The sequence below is a fragment of the Paraburkholderia fynbosensis genome (genome assembly GCF_902859935.1).
Classification (GTDB): Bacteria; Pseudomonadota; Gammaproteobacteria; order Burkholderiales; family Burkholderiaceae; genus Paraburkholderia; species Paraburkholderia fynbosensis.
In genome coordinates this window covers 505,522-520,731 of sequence record NZ_CADIKI010000002.1, presented here as the reverse complement: position 1 = coordinate 520,731, position 15,210 = coordinate 505,522, and the positions used below count along the sequence as shown (strand labels likewise).

Here is a 15,210-nt window from a genome sequence, read left to right as displayed (position 1 = left end):
TGCGATAAGCGTCGGGGCAGGGGTTCGCGCTAGAATCGCGGGCACTTGCCCTTTTGTCTTCAGACGGCCCTACGATCCATGAACAACGACACTGCGATGCTGCGCCGAGAGCGCTCCCTGCTGGTTCTGCTTGGCCTCATCTGCGTCGCCCTGGTGGGCGGCGCGTTGTACCTGCAGTACTTCCTGCACGAAGACCCGTGCCCCTTGTGCATCATCCAGCGCTATTTCTTCCTGCTGACCGCGATCTTCGCCTTCCTCGGCGCCCGCTTCAACCACTGGCGCGGCGTGCGTCTGCTGGAACTGCTGGCGGCGTTGTCGGCGCTCGCGGGCATCGTGACGGCCGCGCGCCACGTGTATGTGCAGGCCAATCCGGGCTTTAGCTGCGGCTTCGACGCGCTGCAGCCCGTGGTCGACAGTCTGCCGCCCGCCCATTGGCTGCCGGGCGTGTTCAAGGTGGCCGGCCTGTGCGAGACGGCCTATCCGCCGATTCTCGGCCTGACGCTGCCGATGTGGTCGCTGGTCGCGTTCGTGCTCGCGTTCATTCCGCTGGCTTTGAGCCTGGTCCGCAATCGCCGCCGGATCGCCTGAACGCGCTTCCCCCTTCCTGTCCCGACACCACGCCGGACTTCGCATCGCCGTTCGCGGCGGCCGAAGGCCGGCGTTTTTGCGTCCGCGTGGCTTGTGCGAGCGTCTTTGCGATGCCCGGCAATGAATCGGCAAAAACCGCGGCACCAACGCCGCAATGACCTACCAAAGACCCGGCAATAACCGGCAAGCGCCCGGGCAAGCACCCGCCCACACGCTCCCGTCCGGCTTTTGCCCAATCCCGCCCGCCCGCGCAACTTCCCGTCGCCGCGCGAATCGTACTGAGGCGACGGACCGCTCATGACCACCGCCGAATAAGCTTCATGCGACATGGGAAATATTTTCGGGCCGCGGTAATGCTATCTTGGGACCTGGATGGCGATCTACGTGCGCGAGGCCGGCTTTGGCGACCCCATGCGTAACGCGCGCCCGGTCCGCACTGTCTTTCGGATTCGCCATGACAACGCAAACCATCCGCTTCTATCACCAGGGGTCCGTCCGCGAGGTCGCGGGCGTCCCGGCGACGCGCACCGTGCTTCAGCACCTGCGCGAGGACGCGTTTTGCACCGGCACCAAGGAAGGTTGCGCGGAAGGCGACTGCGGCGCCTGTACGGTGGTCGTGGGTGAACTGGACGCGCGCGGTGCGCTCGCGCTCAAAGCGGTCAACGCCTGCATCCAGTTCCTGCCCACGCTGGACGGCCGCGCGCTCTTCACCGTCGAAGACCTGCGCGCCGCCGACGGCGCGCTGCACCCCGTGCAACAGGCCATGGTCGATTGCCACGGTTCCCAATGCGGCTTCTGCACACCCGGCTTCGTGATGTCGATGTGGGCGCTTTACGAAAACCAGCCCGCCGACGCCGGCCTGCCCACCCGCGATGAAATCAACGCCGCGTTGTCCGGCAATCTGTGCCGCTGCACCGGCTACCGGCCGATCGTCGAGGCGTCGCAGAAGATGTTCGACTATCCGCACTACCCGCGCGTGACGCTGGACCGCGCCGCCATCGCGGACACCTTGCGCGATCTGCAACGCCACGACACCTTCGAATACGGCGCGCCCGATGCACGCGGCGCGGCGTTCGGCTCGTCCACCTTCCGCGCGCCGGTCACGCTCGAGGCGTTCGCCACGCTGCGTGCCGCGCATCCTCAGGCACGGCTACTCGCCGGCAGCACCGACGTCGGCCTATGGGTCACCAAGCAGTTCCGCGATCTCGGCGACATCCTGTACATCGGCAACGTCGCCGAACTGAAAACCATCGAACGTGATGCGCAGACGCTGACGATCGGCGCGGCCGTCACGCTCGAAGACGCATACGCGGCCCTCGCCGTCGACTATCCCGAACTCGCCGAACTGTGGACGCGCTTCGCGTCGCTGCCGATCCGCAATGCCGGCACGCTCGGCGGCAATGTCGCGAACGGCTCGCCGATCGGCGATTCGATGCCCGCGCTGCTCGCGCTCGGCGCAGAAGTCGTGCTGCGCCACGGCCCGACCCGCCGCACGCTGCCGCTCGACGCGTTCTATCTCGGCTATCAGAAAACCGCGCTCGCCGCCGGCGAATTCGTCGCGGCGCTGCGCGTGCCGCGCCCGGCGGGCAACCTGCGCTTTCGCACGTACAAGGTGTCGAAGCGCTACGATCAGGACATCTCGGCGGTATGCGCTGCGTTCGCCCTGCACCTCGGCGCCGACGGCGCGATTCAGACCGCGCGCATCGCCTTCGGCGGCATGGCGGCCACGCCGAAGCGCGCCGCGCAAACCGAAGCCGTGCTGAACGGCGCAACCTGGAACGAAAGCACCGCGCGGCAGGCGATGAACGCACTCGTCGCCGATTATCAGCCGCTCACCGACATGCGCGCGTCGAGCGCCTACCGGCTGAAGGTGGCGCGCAACCTGCTGTGGCGCTTTCACCTCGAAACGCGCCAGGACGCGCCGCTCGCGCTGCTCGACGTGAATGCGTTCGGCTTCGCGGCCGCGCTGTCAGGCGTGGCGGCGGTGCCGGATGCGGCCGCAGCGAAGGAGCCATTGTGATGAACCGCACCGATGCTTTCGTCGAACACGCGGGCGGGACGCTGGCGAGCAAGCACGCCGCCGCGCGTGAACACGACAACCACGCCGCAATCGGCGTGTCCCTGCCGCACGAATCGGCTGCACTGCATGTGAGCGGCGAAGCCACCTACACGGACGACATCGCCGAACTGCAAGGCACGCTGCACGCGGCGCTCGGCCTGTCGCGCCATGCGCACGCGCGGATCGTGTCGATGGATCTGGACGCGCTCAGGAAGTCGCCCGGCGTGATCGCGGTGCTGAGCGCGGCGGACATCCCCGGCGAAAACAATTGCGGCCCGGTGCTGCACGACGACCCGATTCTCGCCGTCGACGAAGTGCTGTATCTCGGCCAGCCGGTGTTTGCGGTCATTGCCGAGAGCCACGAACTGGCGCGCCGAGCGGCAGCGCTCGCAAAAAGCGACGACGTGATCCGCTACGAACCGCTCGAAGCCATCCTCACGCCCGCCGAAGCGAAGGCCGCGAAGCAGTTCGTGCTGCCGCCGCTGCATCTGAAACGCGGCGAGCCCGACGCGCAGATCGCCGCCGCGCCGCACAGAATCAGCGGCACGTTCGAAGTGGGCGGCCAGGAGCAGTTTTATCTGGAAGGCCAGGTCGCCTACGCGGTGCCGAAGGAAATGGACGGCATGCTCGTCTACAGTTCGACGCAGCATCCGAGCGAAATGCAGCAGGTGGTCGCGCATATGCTCGACTGGCCCGCGCACAACGTGGTGTGCGAATGCCGGCGCATGGGCGGCGGCTTCGGCGGCAAGGAATCGCAGTCGGCCCTGTTCGCGTGCGTGGCGGCGTTGGCGGCGCAGCTGCTGCGCCGTCCGGTCAAGCTGCGCGCCGATCGCGACGACGATTTCATGATCACCGGCAAGCGCCACGACGCGGTCTACGAGTACGAGGCGGGCTTCGACGACAGCGGCCGCATTCTCGGCGCGCGCGTCGAAATCGCTTTGCGCGCGGGCTATTCGGCCGATCTGTCGGGCGCGGTCGCGACGCGCGCCGTGTGCCACGTCGACAACGCGTACTACCTCAGCGACGTCGATATCGTCGCGCTGTGCTGCAAGACCAACACGCAATCGAACACCGCGTTCCGCGGCTTCGGCGGACCGCAAGGCGCGCTCGTGACGGAAGTGATGCTCGACGGCATCGCGCGTCAGTTGAAGCGCGACCCGCTCGACGTGCGTCTCGCCAACTACTACGGCGTCGGCGAACGCGATACGACGCCGTATGGGCAGCGCGTCACCGACAACATCATCGCGCCGCTGACCGACGCGCTGCTCGATAGCAGCGACTACCGCGCACGGCGCGCGGCGCTCGCCGCCTTCAACGCGAGCAGTCCGGTGCTCAAGCGCGGCATCGCGTTTTCGCCGGTCAAGTTCGGCATCTCGTTCAACGTGCCGTTTCTGAACCAGGCCGGCGCGCTGGTGCACGTGTACAAGGACGGCTCGGTGCTCGTCAATCACGGCGGCACCGAGATGGGCCAGGGGCTCAACACGAAGGTCGCGCAGGTGGTCGCGAATCAGTTCGGTTTGCCGCTCTCACGCGTGCGGGTGACGGCGACGGATACGTCCAAAGTCGCGAATACGTCGGCGACCGCGGCGTCGACCGGCAGCGATCTGAACGGCAAAGCGGCCGAAGCGGCGGCGCACACGATTCGCGCGCGGCTCGCCGAACTCGCGGCGAAACAGCTCGGCGGCAATGCACAAGACGTGCAATTCGCCAATAGCACGGTGTCGGTGAACGGCGGCGCAATGCCCTTCGAACAACTGGTCGGCGCGGCGTATCTCGCGCGCGTGCAATTGTGGTCGGACGGTTTCTACACGACGCCGAAAGTGCACTGGGATGCGAAGACGCTGACCGGCCATCCGTTCTATTACTTCGCGTATGGCGCGGCGGTGTCCGAAGTCGTGATCGACACACTGACCGGCGAATGGAAACTGCTGCGCGCGGACGTGCTGCACGATGCCGGGCAGTCGATCAATCCGGCGATCGATATCGGCCAGGTGGAAGGCGGCTTCATTCAGGGCATGGGCTGGCTCACCACAGAGGAACTGTGGTGGAACCGCGATGGCCGGCTGATGACGCACGCGCCGTCCACGTACAAGATTCCCGCCGTCAGCGACACGCCCGCCGCGTTCTATGTGCAGCTCTATCAGAACCAGAACGCGGAGCCGACCGTGTTCCGCTCGAAGGCTGTCGGCGAGCCGCCGCTTCTGCTGCCGTTTTCGGTGTTCCTTGCGATTCGCGACGCGATCGCGGCGGCCGTGCCAGGCGCGCAACCTGCTCCACCGTTACGCGCGCCGGCCACGCCCGAAGCAATACTCGATGCGCTGGACGCGTTGCAGTCCGCTTATGCGGCCGAACAATCCGCCACGCAGACGAGCACCGGCGCGACGGCCTGAAACAACCGCAATAGAATGACCGGAATGAATCGACCCCACGGCCTCACGCGACACGAACGCGTCAGGCCGCACGCAAAAGCGCAACCGGCCGCGCGGACACCCCGCGCCGCCCTGTATGGAGAAACGCCGGATGCAAGCCTGGCTACCTGAGCTGCAACAACTGCTCGCGCACGGCGACGCCGCCGTGCTGGTGACGGTCGCGCGCGTCGAAGGGTCGGCGCCGCGCGAAGCCGGCACCAAGATGATCGTTACCCGCGAATCGGCGAAGCATACGATCGGCGGCGGCCACCTCGAATGGAAGGCGATCGAGACCGCGCGCCAGGTGCTGCGCGACGGCATGCGCTCGCCGCATATGCGCCGGCTGGAGCGTTTCGCGCTCGGCCCGAGCCTCGGCCAATGCTGCGGCGGCGCGGTGATACTGGCGTTCGAGCGGCTCGACATCGGCGACCTCGGCTGGATCACGTCGCTCGCGAAGCGCGTGGCCGCGGGTCAATCGACCGTGCGTAGCGTATCATTCGGCCCCGCGCCGGACGCGGTGATGCTGTCCGAGCCCGAGCCAGGCGTCGATGCCGCCGACTGCCTGCTGTGGGACGGCGCCGGTTTCGACGACAGCAGCGCGCTGCTCACCGAAACCATCGCGCCGGGCGACTTCTCCGTCGTGCTGTTCGGCGCGGGCCATGTGGGCGCCGCGCTCGTGCGCGTGCTGGCCACGCTGCCCTGCACCGTGCGCTGGGTCGACGAACGCGACGCCCAGTTCCCGCCGCTCGAATCGCTGCACGCGCCGAACGTCAAGCTCGATCCGAACGACGCGCCCGACGAAGCAATCGATCAGGCCGCGCCGAACACATACTTCATCGTGATGACGCACAATCATGCGCGCGATCTCGAACTGGCCGAGCGCATTCTGCGGCGCGGCGACTTCGCGTTCTTCGGCATGATCGGCTCGCATAGCAAGCGCAAGCAGTTCGAACACCGGCTTGCGGCGCGCGGCATCGACCCGTCGCAGATCGCGCGGATGAAGTGCCCGCTCGGCGTCGACGGCATCGTCGACAAGTCGCCGGAGATCATCGCGATCTCGGCGGCCGCGCAGGTGCTGCAGGCCGTCGAGGCAAACACGGGCACGCATCACGCGCCGCAAGCGGTCTGAAACGCGACCCCGGCGCGCAACGGCTCCAACAAACTTCGAACCACCATGACTACAACGACCGCCACCACGATCTCCTCCTCGCTCGCCGATAAGACCACGCGGGCGCCGAAGGCCGAGCTGCACATTCATATCGAAGGCTCGCTCGAACCCGAACTGATTTTCGCGCTCGCCGGGCGCAACGGCGTGACGCTCGCGTACGACTCGATCGACGCGCTGCGCGCCGCTTACGCGTTCACCGATCTGCAATCGTTCCTCGATATCTACTACGCGGGCGCGAGCGTGCTGCTGCACGAGCAGGACTTCTACGACATGACGATGGCGTATGTCGAACGGTGCCTCGCCGACAACGTGATTCACAGCGAGATCTTCTTCGACCCGCAGACGCACACCGAGCGCGGCGTGCCGATCGCCACCGTCGTGGCCGGCATCGAACGCGCGCTCGCCGATGCGGAAAAACGCGGCATGACGAGCAAGCTGATTCTGTGCTTCCTGCGTCATCTGTCCGAGGAGGATGCGCTCGCCACCTTCGACGAAGCGTTGCCGCTGTTCGAGCAGTACAAGCACCGCTTGATCGGTGTCGGCCTGGACTCGTCGGAGCGCGGCCATCCGCCATCGAAGTTCGAACGCGTGTTCGCGAAGGCGCGCGCGCTCGGCCTGAAACTCGTCGCGCACGCGGGCGAGGAAGGGCCGCCCTCGTACATTTACGAAGCGCTCGATCTGTTGAAAGTGGACCGTGTCGATCACGGCGTGCGCAGCATCGAGGACCCGGCGCTCGTCACGCGTCTGGCCGACTCGCGCGTCGCGTTGACCGTGTGCCCGCTGTCGAACCTGAAGCTGTGCGTCTTCGACGACCTCACCAAGCACACGCTGAAGGACCTGCTCGATCGCGGCGTCGCGGTGACGGTGAACTCCGACGACCCGGCCTACTTCGGCGGCTACGTCAACGCCAACTATCTCGCCACCATCGACGCGTTGAAGCTCAACGACGCCGAGGTCTACACGATCATCCGCAACAGCTTCGAAGCGTCGTTCGTGACGCCCGCGGAGCGTGGCGCGCTGATCGCGAAGCTCGACGCGCACTGGCATCAAAGCGGCTCGCACTGACGGTGCCGACATAAAGTGGCCACGGCGGCACCGTTCGTCCGTCCGCGCTGCCAGGCTTTTCACATTCGGAGACGGTTTTTCCATGACTCAAGCGACTAACCCGGCCCACCCGGCCAAAGCAGCGCAGTCGGCATTTCGCGCGCAACTGCTGACCTTCACCGGCGACCCCGCTCAGTCGCCCGATGCGGCGGTGTTCCACGAGGACGGCCTGCTGATCGTCGAGGACGGCCACGTGGCCGCGGCGGGCGCGTATGCGGCGCTCGCGGCGCGGCTCGCGCCGGGGACCCAGGTGCAGGAAATGCGCGACAAGCTGATCGTGCCGGGTTTCATCGACACGCACATTCACTTTCCGCAAACGGACATGATTGCGTCGCCGGCGCCGGGTTTGTTACCGTGGCTCGACACCTACACGTTTCCGACCGAGCGCCGCTTCACCGATCCGGCGTATGCACGCGACACCGCGAGCTTTTTCGTCGACGAACTGCTCGCGTGCGGCACGACCACCGCGCTCGTGTACTGCACGGTCCACAAGGAATCCGCCGACGCGCTTTTCGCCGAGAGCGAAGCGCGCAATCTGCGGATGGTCGCGGGCAAAGTACTGATGGACCGCAACTGCCCCGAGTTCCTGCGCGACACCGCGCAATCGGGTTACGACGACAGCGCCGAACTGATCGGCCGCTGGCACAATCGCGGGCGCCAGATGTACGCGCTCACGCCGCGTTTCGCGCCGACTTCGACCGAAGCGCAGCTCGAAGCGTGCGGCGTGCTGGCGCGCCAGCATCCGGACGTGTTCATTCAGAGCCACGTCGCGGAAAACGTCGACGAAGTGAAATGGGTCGCGGGTCTGTTTCCCGGCCACCGCAGCTATCTGGACATCTACGATCACTACGGCCTGCTGCGCCGCCGCGCGGTGTACGGCCATTGCATCCACCTCGACGAGGAGGATCGCCAACGCATGGCGCAAACCGGCACGCTCGCCTCGCATTGCCCGACCTCGAACCTGTTTCTCGGCAGCGGTCTGTTCGATTTCGACAAGGCCGACGCGGCGGGCATGCCGATCGCGCTGGCAACCGACGTCGGCGGCGGCACCTCGTTCTCGATGCTGCAAACGATGAACGAGGCGCACAAGGTCGCTCGCCTGGGCGGGCATCATCTGAGCGCCACGCGCATGTTCTATCTGGCGACCGCGGGCGCAGCCGTTGCGCTCGATCTCGCGGACAAGGTCGGCACGTTGAAACCGAACTCGGAAGCAGACTTCGTCGTGCTCGATCCGCGGGCGACGCCGCTGCTCGCGCGCCGCACCGCGCGCACCGAATCGCTGGAAGAACTGCTGTTCGCGTTTGCGCTGCTCGGCGACGATCGTGCGGTCTACGAAACGTATGCGGCCGGCAAGCGCGTGCATCGTCGCGACGCTGTGCGGCAGCATGCGGCTCGGGCGGCGCGGATTGCGGCTTGAATGCCGCTTGAGTGCCGCTTGAGTGCGGCTTGAGTGCGCGTTGATCGCGACATGACGAGGCCGCCTCGCTCGGGCCGCTGAATGAAAAACGGCGCTTCAATCGGAAAGCGCCGTTTTCATTTGACCTCTTCAACGTGCGGCCCAAACGATGCCGCCGCTCACCGCTGCATACACACCTCATGCAGTGCAGTAAGCCGCCGCACCGGATCGGCAACATACGGATTCGACTCGTCCCACGCATAGCCCGCCAGCACCGCGCTGATCATGCGGCGAATCGACGGCACCTGGTCCGGGTAATAGATGATGTCCTGCAACTCGCCGCTGTACCAACGCTCGACGACCGCGCGGAACGTGTCGATGCCTTTGCGCAGCGGCACGTCGTAATCCGCCGACCAGTCGACCGTTTCGCCGTCCAGTTGCCGGTTCAATGTGTGCGCCGCGAGATGCGCTGAGCGCAGCGCGATCGTCACGCCGGACGAGAACACCGGATCGAGAAATTCGCCGGCATTGCCGAGCAGCGCGTAACCGGGCCCATGCAGGCGCTCGACGTTCGCCGCGTAGCCGCCGATATGGCGCACCGGCATCAGGAACGGCGCGTGGCCAATCAGCCGGTTCAACGTCGGCTCCTGTTGGATCAGCGCGCGCAGCATCGCGTCGCGCTCCGCTTCCGGTATGTCGAGAAAACTCGCCTGCGCCACGCACCCCACCGACGAGCGCCCGCCCGCCAGCGGAATCATCCAGAACCACACGTCGCGGCGCTCCGGATGCGTGGCGATGCAGATCTTGTTGCGGTCCCACGCGTCGACCGGAATACCGTCGCGCACGTGCGTGAAGATCGCGGCGCGCGTCGGCATCCGCGTCGGTGATTCGAGATTCAGCAGACGCGGCAGCACGCGCCCGAAGCCGCTCGCATCGAGCACGAAACGCGCCTCGACCTGATACGCGTGATCCGCTTCGTCGATCACGTCGACGAGCGGCGTGGCACCGGGATGCACCGCGCGTACCGTATGGCCGAAGCGCACGTCGGCGCCCTGCGCGGCGGCGCAGCGAATCAGGATGTCGTCGAACGCCGCGCGCTCGACCTGATAAGTGGTGCCCCAACCGGCCGAATGCTTGTCACGGAAATCGAACGACGACGACTGGTCGCGATACACGAAATGCGCGCCGTTCTTATGCTGAAAGCCCGCTTCGACCACCGCCTGCAACATCCCCGCCTCTTCAAGGTAGGCCATGCTTTGCGGCAGCAGGCTCTCACCGATCGAGAAACGCGGGAAATGCCGACGCTCCAGCACCAGCACAGAACGGCCCGCCTGGCGCAATAGCGCGGCCGCTACCGCACCGGCCGGACCGGCTCCGATGATCGCCACATCGACGCTCATGCGCTTTGATGAATGTGTGCTCAAAATTGCCTCAATGGTTTGCATGCGGCGCGCCGCAATACGTCGCGCCCTTACTTCTCGTTACAATCACGCCTCTGACTGCAAGGACAACATTTCGCCGGGAGTGCAGCGTGTCGCCAACCGAAACATCCAGCGTGCCGTTCGTGCCGGAGACGGCTTTCGGCATCTGGTTCCTGCGCACGCACACGTGGGAGCATCATGTGCTGCGCGTCGCGATCAACGATCTCAAACGTTTGATCGACACCCCCCTGCCTGATGCGCCGGTCATCGTCGACGTCGGCTGCGGGCAAGGCATTTCGTTTCGCCTGCTCGCCGATGCGTTCAAGCCGCGCCGCATCGTCGGCATCGATTTCCATGCGCCGTCGCTCACGCTCGCCGCCGACGCGGCCCGGGCCTGCCGCGCCGCGCTGGCCGATATCGAACTGCTGCACGGCGACTGCGCGAACCTGCCGCTGCCCAACGCCAGCGCCGATATCGTGTTCTGCCATCAAACCTTCCATCATCTCGTCGAACAGGAGCGTGCGCTCGCCGAGTTCCGCCGCGTGCTCAAGCCGGGCGGCATCCTGCTGTTCGCCGAATCGACCGATGCGTACATCAAGTCCTGGGTGATCCGGCTGCTGTTCCGTCATCCGATGCAGGTGCAAAAGAGCGCCGACGGCTACCTCGACATGCTTCGCCGCTGCGGCTTCAGCTTCGGCCAGCGCAACGTCTCGCTGCCCTATCTCTGGTGGAGCCGCGCGAAGGACTTCGGTCTGCTCGAACGGCTCGGTCTGCATCGCCCGCAACCGGGCAAGCGTCGTGAGACGCTGGTCAATGTCGCGGCGCTCAAGGCTGATTAAAGCCGGTTGCAACGCGCCTTTTCCGAGAACCGGGCAGCAAGGCTCCTTGCCGCCTCGTTTCGACTCAATGCGCTTCCAGCACCACGAGTTGCCCGCGCACCGCAAGCGCCGCTGCGCTCGGACTCACGCCACACGTGAAGTCGGTCGACGAACTGGTTTCGGTGCTATGAAACCGCGTCGACACGTCGATCACCGCATTCGCATGACGCGCGCGCGCCGCGTCGCGCAGCTTGCGCACCGCTTCGGCGAGCGCTTCGTGGCATGCGTCGTCGGGACTCGAAACCTTGCGCGCGATGCGCACCGAATACGCCACTTCGCCCAGCTGGCTCTGTACCGCCGGATGGTCCTGCCGACCGAAGAACACCGGTACCTCGCCACGCGACTCGCCGCCAGCCGCCGCGAACGGCAGCGACTTCACCTGCGTCGCGCAACCCGCCTGCGTCAACGCCACCACGACGAGCGCACCCAGCACAGCCTTTTTTTTCATTGTCATCACCTTCGTTATTTTTGAAGTCGCGGCCGCTTTTTCCGGCCGCGTTGCCGGCCCATTCAACCGCTCTGCCATGCTTCGAACATCAGGCTCGCGCAACTGCCGCCGAACCCGAATGACACCGACATCGCCGCGTCGATACGCGCAGCGTGCGCACTGCGCACGAGCGGCATACCGCGCACTTCCGGCTCCGGCGCGCCGATATCCGCCGTGCCCGCGATGAACCCATCGCGCATCATCAAGAGCGTGTAGATCGCCTCGTGCGCGCCGCACGCGCCGATCGAATGCCCGGTCATCCCCTTGGTCGACGAAAACGCCGGCATGCGCCGCCCGGACGCGGCGCCGAATACGTCACGCAACGCGCGCAGTTCCTCGATGTCGCCGAGCGGCGTCGACGGTGCGTGCGTGTTGATGTAATCGGGACGCCTGGTCGCCGTGTCGAGCGCGCCGCGCATCGCCCGCGCGATGCCGGCCGCGCGCGGCGCGACCATCGCCGCGCTGTCCGTGCAATCGCCGAAGCCGGTCAGCTCCGCGTAAATGCGCGCGCCGCGCGCCAACGCGTGATCGAGCGCTTCGAGCACCAGCACGCCGCCGCCCGACGCGATCACGAAGCCGTCGCGCTGTGTATCGTACGGACGCGACGCGTGCTGCGGCGTGTCGTTGAAGCGCCGCGACAGCGCGCCCATCGAGTCGAACAGCAATGTCGTGTTCTCGTGCAGCGCTTCGCTGCCGCCGGCCAGCACGATCTGCTGGCGGCCCGTCTGGATCAACTGCATCGCCTGGCCGATGGCGAGCGCCGAGGTCGTGCATGCCGACGACGGCGAATAGCTCACTCCTTCGAGCCCGAACACCTGCGCGACGTTCGCCGACGCGGTGCTGCTCATCGCATGCGGCACGATGTACGGCGGCACCTTTTCGACGCCGCGCGCCTGCGCGATCGCGAGCGCGGCGTCGTAGCTCGCCAGGGTGCCGACGCCCGAGCCAATCACCGCCCCGGCGCGCGGCGAGCGCAACGCAGCAGGCGCGAGCCCGGCGTCGTCGACCGCGTGGCGCGCCGCGTGGCAGGCGAAGCGCGCGGTATCGCCCATGAAGCGTTCGAGCTTGCGCTCGAACGGCGGCTCGTGCGCGGCCGACGCGACGCCCGCCACCTGCGAGCCGAACCCGCGCTCACGCCACGCGTCGATCCGTTCGATGCGCGAGCGGCCCGCGCGCAAGGCGGCGGACACGCCGTCGAGCGTATTGCCGAGGCACGACACGATCCCCATGCCCGTGACGACCACGCGTTGCAGCGCGACGCTCATCGAACGCGCCTGAAAATCAGCGACGTGTTGATGCCGCCGAATGCAAAGTTATTGCTCATCACATGTTCGGCATCGATCTCACGCGCCGTGCCGACGATGTAGTCGAGCGGCGCGCAGGCCGGATCGACGCTGTGGAGGTTCAAGGTCGGCGCATACCAGTTGCGCTTCATCATCTCGATGGTCCACCACGCTTCGAGCGCGCCGCACGCACCGAGCGTGTGCCCCACGTAGCTCTTGAGCGAACTGATCGGCATGCGCTCGCCGAAAGTCTGCGCGGTCGCATGGCTCTCGGCGATGTCGCCGCGATCGGTCGAGGTACCGTGCGCGTTCACGTACGCGATCGCCTCAGGCGGCAGTTGCGCGTCGCGCAGCGCGAGCTGCATGGCGAGCGCCATAGTGTCGGCGGTCGGCTGGGTCATGTGCGCGCCGTCCGAATTGCAGCCGAAGCCGACGATCTCTGCATGAATCCGCGCCCCGCGCGCCACCGCGTGTTCGTATTCTTCGAGCACCAGTGTGGCCGCGCCTTCGCCGACCACGAGGCCGTCGCGCGCGGCATCGAAAGGACGCGGCGTCAGATGCGGCTCGTCGTTGCGCGTGCTGGTCGCGTACAGCGTGTCGAACACCGCGACCGCCGGGCCCGACAGTTCTTCCGCGCCGCCCGCGAGCATCAGCGTCTGCTTGCCGCTCTGGATCGCCTCGAACGCGTAGCCGATCGCCTGGCTGCCCGACGCGCACGCGCACGAAGTCGGAATGATCCGGCCTTTCAGATCCCAGAACAGGCTGACGTTGACCGCCGTGGTGTGCGGCATCATCTGCACGTAGCTGTTCGACGTGACGCTGCCCATCGAGCCGGTTTCGAGCATCGCGCCGAACGCGCGGATCGGCTGCACCGAGCCCGACGACGAGCCGTACGCGACACCCATGCGGCCGTCGGCGATGCTCGGGTCGTCCGCCAACCCCGCATCGGCGAGCGCGAGTTCGCTCGCGCGCACCGAGTACATCGACACCGGCCCCATCGAGCGCGTTTTCTTGCGCGGATAGTGGGCCGGCACGTTGAAATCGGGCAGCGGACAGGCGAGCCGCGTATGCAGCGATTCGAAGTAATCCCATTCGGGCATGCGCCGCACCGCGTTCTCACCGCTTCTCAGGCGCGCCTCGATGACGTCCCAGCTATCGCCGAATGCGGTAACGCCGCCCATGCCGGTAATGACGACGCGCTTCATCACACCATCCCGCCATTGACGCCGATCACCTGGCGCGTCACATAGGAAGCCGCATCCGACATCAGGAAGCTGACCACCGAGGCGACCTCGGCAGGCTGGCCGACGCGGTTCATCGGCACCGTCTTCAAGGCCTGTTCGAGCGGCATCTGCTCGAGCATGCCGGTTTCGATCAGACCCGGCGCGACGCAATTGACGGTGATGTTGCGCGTCGCCAGTTCGACCGCGAGCGCCTTGGTCGCGCCGATCAGCCCGGCCTTCGCCGCGCTGTAATTGACCTGGCCGCGATTGCCCATCACGCCGGACACCGACGCGATCGTGACGATGCGCCCGCCCTTGCGCGCGCGCACCATCGGCATGGTGAGCGGATGGACGACGTTGTAGAACGCGTCGAGACCGGTCTCGATCACGATGTCCCAGTCTTCCTCGGTGAGCGCGGGAAACGCGGCGTCGCGCGTCACGCCCGCGCTGCATACGATGCCGTAGTACGGTCCGTGCGCGGCGAGGTCCGTTTCGAGCACCTCGCGGCACGCGGCGCGCTCGCGCACGTCGAACTGCAGCACGCGCGCGGTGCCGCCTTGCGCGGCGATGCCCGTCGCAACCGCGTCGGCTTCGCTGCGTCCCGTGCGGCAATGCACGGAGACCGCGAAGCCGTCGGCGGCCAACTTGTACGCAATCGCACGGCCAATGCCGCGGCTTGCGCCGGTAACGAGAACACGCCGGCTCATGAACTGAAACTCCCTTCGATGAATGACTGGAAATCGGGCGGTTGAAAAACCTTGATGACGGCCTCGGCGCAACACAGCTCGCCGTGATGGATCGTGCATTCGTATGCGCCGTGGCCCGCCTCGCTGCGCAACAGTTCGAGGACGCGGACCGAAAGGCACGCGCCGGCCGCGAACGTCGGCTGCAACGCCTTGTAGCTGCGTGAGCCGAGCAGCACGCCTGGCCGCGCGTGGCCGCCGCCGCGCATCGCCAGCAACGCGACGTGCGCGGCGATCGCCTGCGCCATCAGTTCGATGCCGATCCACGCGGGCATCGCGCCATCGGCGTCGGCATACCATGCCTGCGAGTCCACGCGGGCGCGCGCGCTCAGCGTTTCCTCGGCAAACGTGTCGACGGCGTCGATCAGCAACATGCTGCCGCGATGCGGAATGATCGCTTCGATCGGTTGCTGCGCGAGTTGCGCGAAGCTGGGCGTCGTGGCCGTCATGCG

Annotated in this window: 13 protein-coding genes; 7 read left to right on the top strand and 6 right to left on the bottom strand. The window is 66.6% G+C overall.

All coding sequences use genetic code 11. The features are described 5' to 3' along the window. The first annotated feature begins 78 nt into the window (after positions 1-78). From HV770_RS05355 to guaD, 6 genes are all read left to right on the top strand, one after another. Positions 79-588, top strand: coding sequence for a disulfide bond formation protein B (locus HV770_RS05355; RefSeq protein ID WP_175158418.1), 510 nt, complete (start codon positions 79-81; stop codon positions 586-588). A 454-nt stretch (positions 589-1,042) separates the two neighbouring features. Then, positions 1,043-2,608: a xanthine dehydrogenase small subunit gene (gene xdhA, locus HV770_RS05350; protein WP_175158417.1), complete on the top strand. Its 1,566-nt coding sequence runs from the start codon at positions 1,043-1,045 to the stop codon at positions 2,606-2,608. Further along, complete coding sequence (gene xdhB, locus HV770_RS05345; protein WP_175158416.1) at positions 2,608-5,037, top strand: xanthine dehydrogenase molybdopterin binding subunit; 2,430 nt, start codon at positions 2,608-2,610, stop codon at positions 5,035-5,037. The genes xdhA and xdhB overlap by 1 nt, the downstream gene beginning before the upstream one ends. Positions 5,038-5,167: 130 nt before the next feature. Next, positions 5,168-6,184, top strand: a complete 1,017-nt coding sequence (gene xdhC / locus HV770_RS05340; RefSeq protein WP_175158415.1) for a xanthine dehydrogenase accessory protein XdhC — start codon at positions 5,168-5,170, stop codon at positions 6,182-6,184. A gap of 45 nt (positions 6,185-6,229) precedes the next feature. Beyond that, entirely contained in the window at positions 6,230-7,288 is a 1,059-nt protein-coding gene (locus HV770_RS05335; protein WP_175158414.1) for an adenosine deaminase, read from the top strand. 82 nt (positions 7,289-7,370) lie between these two features. Continuing rightward, positions 7,371-8,744, top strand: a complete 1,374-nt coding sequence (gene guaD, locus HV770_RS05330; protein WP_175158413.1) for a guanine deaminase — start codon at positions 7,371-7,373, stop codon at positions 8,742-8,744. A 158-nt stretch (positions 8,745-8,902) separates the two neighbouring features. Here the strand turns inward: guaD and HV770_RS05325 are convergent, their stop codons facing one another. Beyond that, a complete protein-coding gene (locus tag HV770_RS05325) occupies positions 8,903-10,147 on the bottom strand; it encodes an NAD(P)/FAD-dependent oxidoreductase (protein ID WP_175158412.1) in 1,245 nt (414 codons plus the stop codon). Positions 10,148-10,254: 107 nt separating this feature from the next. On the opposite strand from HV770_RS05325, the gene HV770_RS05320 reads away from it, so the two are divergent. Beyond that, positions 10,255-10,983 (top strand): class I SAM-dependent methyltransferase, encoded by a 729-nt coding sequence (locus tag HV770_RS05320; protein WP_175158411.1) that lies wholly within the window; start codon positions 10,255-10,257, stop codon positions 10,981-10,983. A gap of 64 nt (positions 10,984-11,047) precedes the next feature. On the opposite strand, the gene HV770_RS05315 is transcribed toward HV770_RS05320, so the two are convergent. The 5 genes from HV770_RS05315 to HV770_RS05295 form a co-directional block, all read right to left on the bottom strand. Next, positions 11,048-11,470 (bottom strand): signal peptidase, encoded by a 423-nt coding sequence (locus HV770_RS05315; protein ID WP_175158410.1) that lies wholly within the window; start codon positions 11,468-11,470, stop codon positions 11,048-11,050. A gap of 62 nt (positions 11,471-11,532) precedes the next feature. Next, complete coding sequence (locus HV770_RS05310) at positions 11,533-12,774, bottom strand: beta-ketoacyl synthase N-terminal-like domain-containing protein (RefSeq protein ID WP_175158409.1); 1,242 nt, start codon at positions 12,772-12,774, stop codon at positions 11,533-11,535. Then, complete coding sequence (locus HV770_RS05305; protein WP_175158408.1) at positions 12,771-13,997, bottom strand: beta-ketoacyl-ACP synthase; 1,227 nt, start codon at positions 13,995-13,997, stop codon at positions 12,771-12,773. Before HV770_RS05305 ends, HV770_RS05310 begins: the two co-directional genes overlap by 4 nt. Beyond that, positions 13,997-14,722 (bottom strand): 3-ketoacyl-ACP reductase FabG2, encoded by a 726-nt coding sequence (locus tag HV770_RS05300; protein WP_175158407.1) that lies wholly within the window; start codon positions 14,720-14,722, stop codon positions 13,997-13,999. The genes HV770_RS05305 and HV770_RS05300 overlap by 1 nt, the downstream gene beginning before the upstream one ends. Continuing rightward, positions 14,719-15,207 (bottom strand): hotdog family protein, encoded by a 489-nt coding sequence (locus HV770_RS05295; protein ID WP_175158406.1) that lies wholly within the window; start codon positions 15,205-15,207, stop codon positions 14,719-14,721. The genes HV770_RS05300 and HV770_RS05295 overlap by 4 nt, the downstream gene beginning before the upstream one ends. Positions 15,208-15,210: the final 3 nt, after the last annotated feature.

Excerpts from the sequence above, each read along its gene's own strand:
- HV770_RS05355 (WP_175158418.1), top strand. The coding sequence starts at position 79 with ATGAACAACGACACTGCGATGCTGCGCCGAGAGCGCTCCCTGCTGGTT.
- xdhA (WP_175158417.1), top strand. The coding sequence starts at position 1,043 with ATGACAACGCAAACCATCCGCTTCTATCACCAGGGGTCCGTCCGCGAG.
- xdhB (WP_175158416.1), top strand. The coding sequence starts at position 2,608 with ATGAACCGCACCGATGCTTTCGTCGAACACGCGGGCGGGACGCTGGCG.
- xdhC (WP_175158415.1), top strand. The coding sequence starts at position 5,168 with ATGCAAGCCTGGCTACCTGAGCTGCAACAACTGCTCGCGCACGGCGAC.
- HV770_RS05335 (WP_175158414.1), top strand. The coding sequence starts at position 6,230 with ATGACTACAACGACCGCCACCACGATCTCCTCCTCGCTCGCCGATAAG.
- guaD (WP_175158413.1), top strand. The coding sequence starts at position 7,371 with ATGACTCAAGCGACTAACCCGGCCCACCCGGCCAAAGCAGCGCAGTCG.
- HV770_RS05315 (WP_175158410.1), bottom strand. The coding sequence starts at position 11,470 with ATGAAAAAAAAGGCTGTGCTGGGTGCGCTCGTCGTGGTGGCGTTGACG.
- HV770_RS05310 (WP_175158409.1), bottom strand. The coding sequence starts at position 12,774 with ATGAGCGTCGCGCTGCAACGCGTGGTCGTCACGGGCATGGGGATCGTG.
- HV770_RS05305 (WP_175158408.1), bottom strand. The coding sequence starts at position 13,997 with ATGAAGCGCGTCGTCATTACCGGCATGGGCGGCGTTACCGCATTCGGC.
- HV770_RS05300 (WP_175158407.1), bottom strand. The coding sequence starts at position 14,722 with ATGAGCCGGCGTGTTCTCGTTACCGGCGCAAGCCGCGGCATTGGCCGT.
- HV770_RS05295 (WP_175158406.1), bottom strand. The coding sequence starts at position 15,207 with ATGACGGCCACGACGCCCAGCTTCGCGCAACTCGCGCAGCAACCGATC.